Source organism: Acidovorax sp. KPB24-03 (assembly GCF_057546605.1).
Genome location: NZ_BAAJYR010000397.1, coordinates 1 through 3,206, shown reverse-complemented (window position 1 = coordinate 3,206; position 3,206 = coordinate 1). Strand labels below are relative to the sequence as shown.

At 66.3% G+C, this 3,206-nt stretch carries 3 protein-coding genes; all 3 read right to left on the bottom strand.

Annotated elements, in window-relative coordinates; genetic code table 11:
• The coding region (locus AC27KI_RS21570) for an acyl-CoA dehydrogenase family protein (protein ID WP_487115752.1) at window positions 1-1,378 on the bottom strand (1,378 nt) is incomplete at its 3' end.
• Between the two features lie 71 nt (window positions 1,379-1,449).
• Window positions 1,450-2,118, bottom strand: a complete 669-nt coding sequence (locus AC27KI_RS21565; RefSeq protein WP_272569803.1) for a TetR/AcrR family transcriptional regulator — start codon at window positions 2,116-2,118, stop codon at window positions 1,450-1,452.
• 261 nt (window positions 2,119-2,379) lie between these two features.
• Complete coding sequence (gene slmA / locus AC27KI_RS21560; protein ID WP_487115750.1) at window positions 2,380-3,036, bottom strand: nucleoid occlusion factor SlmA; 657 nt, start codon at window positions 3,034-3,036, stop codon at window positions 2,380-2,382.
• Window positions 3,037-3,206: the final 170 nt, after the last annotated feature.

The window sequence follows — 3,206 nt, the reverse complement described above, 5'->3', positions numbered from 1 at the left end:
TGCGGCCCAGCAGGTCCAGCGACTGGATGGTGTTGGTGCCTTCATAGATCATGTTGATCCGGTTGTCGCGCACGAACTGCTCCATGCCCCATTCCTTGATGAAGCCGTGGCCGCCGAAGACCTGCATGCAGGCGTTGGTGGCGATGTGCCCGTTGTCGGTGATGAAGGCCTTGACGATGGGCGTGAGCAGCGCCACCAGTTCGTCGGCCTCCTGGCGCACCTTCTCGTCGGGGTGGCTGTGCACCTTGTCCAGCAGCAGCGTGCAGTAGATCTGCAGCGCGCGGGCGCCCTCGGCATAGGCCTTGGCGGTCAGCAGCATCTTGCGCACGTCGGGGTGCACGATGATCGGATCGGCATCCTTGTCCTTGGCTTTCGTGCCCGACAGGCTGCGCATCTGCGTGCGGTCCTTGGCGTAGGCCAGCGCGTTCTGGAACGCCACTTCGGTCAGGCCCAGCGACTGGTTGCCCACGCCCAGGCGCGCGGCATTCATCATCACGAACATGGCCTGCAGGCCCTTGTGCGGCTGGCCCACCAGGGTGCCGATGGCGCCGTCGATGGCGATCTGCGCCGTGGCATTGCCGTGGATGCCCATCTTGTGCTCCAGCCCGGCGCAGAAGATCGGGTTGCGCTCGCCCAGCGAGCCGTCGGCGTTCACGTGGTACTTGGGCACGATGAACAGGCTGATGCCCTTGCTGCCCTTGGGCGCATCGGGCAGGCGGGCCAACACGAGGTGGACGATGTTCTCGGTGAAATCGTGCTCGCCCGCGCTGATGAAGATCTTGTTGCCGGTGATCTTGTAGGTGCCCTCGGGCGCGCCCGCCACGGGCTCGGCTTTGGTGCGCAGCAGCCCCAGGTCCGTACCGCAATGGGGTTCGGTCAGGCACATGGTGCCGGTCCATTCGCCGCTGGTCAGCTTGGGCAGGTAGAGCTTCTTTTGCTCGGGCGTGCCGTGCGCATGCAGCGCCTCGTAGGCGCCGTGCGACAGTCCGGGGTACATCGTCCAGGCCTGGTTGGCGCTGTTGAGCATTTCATACAGGCACTGGTTCAGCACGAACGGCAGGCCCTGGCCGCCGTATTCGGTCTCGCAGCTCAGGGCCGCCCAGCCGCCTTCCACGTACTGCGCGTAGGCCTGCTTGAAACCCTTGGGCGTGGTCACCTCGTGCGTCGCCTTGTCGAGCGTGCAGCCTTCCTCGTCCCCGCTGATGTTGAGCGGGAACGCCACGCCCGTGGCGAACTTGCCCGCCTCTTCCAGCACGGCGTTGATGGTGTCCACGTCCACGTCGGCATGCTTGGGCAGGGCTTTCAGTTCTTCGGTCGCCTTGAACACCTCGTGCAGTACGAATTGCATGTCGCGAAGGGGCGGCGTGTAGGTCGGCATGGGGGGCTCCTTGGATGGAAAGGGTGGGAAATGAAAAGGAAAGAGGGAGAGAGAAAAGCAAAACGGGTCGGTCAATCCTGCGCGGGCGGCGGTGCGCCATAGCGGGTGAGGATGCTGTCGAAGCCGGCATTGGCCCGGTCGATGGAGCCCGGTGTCTGCAGGAAGCGCGCCTCGTAGTGCAGCGCCAGGATGAGGCCGTGGATCTCGAACAGCATCTGCTCGGCATTCACGTCGCCGCGCAGTTCGCCCTGCTCCTTGCACTGGTCGATGGCGCGCTTCATGGCGGCCAGCCAGGTCAGCACCGAACTGGCCAGCGCATCGCGCACGGGGCCGGTGCGGTCGTCGAACTCCACGGCACCGCTGATGTAGATGCAGCCCGAATCGATTTCGATGGAGGTGCGCTTCATCCAGTTGCCGAACAGGGCCCGCAGCCGCGGCAGGCCCCGTGGGGCGGACACGGCCGGGTAGAACACTTCCTGCTCGAAGCGCGCGTGGTATTCGCGGATGACGGAGATCTGCAGCTCCTCACGCGAACCAAAATGGGCGAACACGCCGGACTTGCTCATGCCCGTCACGTCCGCCAGCGCCCCGATCGACAGGCCTTCCAGCCCGATGTGCGTGGCCAGGCCCAGCGCGGCCTCGACGATCGCCGCCTTGGTCTGCTGGCCCTTTTGCAAGGCGCGGCCTTCGCGGGTGCTGGCGGAGCGAACGGAGCGGGATGGGAGGGGGGTGACCGGCATGGAAAAAATAAAACGAACGATCGTGCTATTTTGCATGAAAACGCCGGGCCTGCCCATCCCGCGGGGCGATGAGGGGCTCTGCACCGGGAAAACCCCTAGCAGCGCGCGCAACGCTGGAACGGTGGGACGAAGCAACGCAGTGCGACTGCACCAAGCGGCACCGCCAGCCCGGCCGGTCTGGCGCGCTTCGGGGAAGTAGAACGTCTGGAATGCCTGGCATCACCCAGGCAGCAGGACCCGCAGCCGGTCAGGGACAGCGGGTCAGAGCAGAAGCGCGAGCGTGGCCTCGAGGTGCTCGCTGGGCGCGCGCCGAAAGCCCGAGCGCGCATGCCGCTGCAGCCGCCCCCGCACCAGATCGCACAGCGCTGCGGCTCTTACCTGGGCATCCACCGTAGGGGCATCGGCCCCGGCGGCCTGCGCGGCGGGGCGCAGGCACTGCCGCAGGCTCGATTCGATCTTGTCGAAGAACTGGTTCATGCGCTGTTGCAGGCGCTCGTTCTCCAGCACCAGGGCATCGCCCACCATCACGCGCACCATGCCCGGGTTGCGCTCGCCGAACTGCAGCACCATGGCGACGATGCGCGCGGCCTGCTGCGTGCCCGAGGTGTCGGACTGCGCACCGCGCTCCATGATCTGGTTCACCAGCGTGAGGACCGATTGCTCGATGAAATCGATCAGGCCCTCGAACATCTGCGCCTTGCTCGCGAAGTGCCGGTACAGAGCCGCCTCGCTGACCGACAGGCGCGCCGCCAGCGCGGCCGTGGTGATGCGTTCCGAGCCGGGTTGCTCCAGCATGCCGGCCAGCGCCTGCAGGATCTGCACCCGCCGCTCCCCCGGCTTGGGACGTTTGCGGGCCGCAGGGACGTCTTGCGCCACAGTGGTGGCGACAGGTTCAGGCAGGGACTGGAGTTCAGGCATGGGCAACAGATGTATGCAATTGATTCTCGCACACGGTCCCGCCGGACTTCGGTGCAGACGGCCCCGCCTTTCCAGCGCCACGCTGCGCCGCCAGGGCGGCGGAACCATCAGCGGCACAGGCGGCTAGCGAACCTTGCGCGCCGGCGCGAAAAAACACCGTCACCACCAGC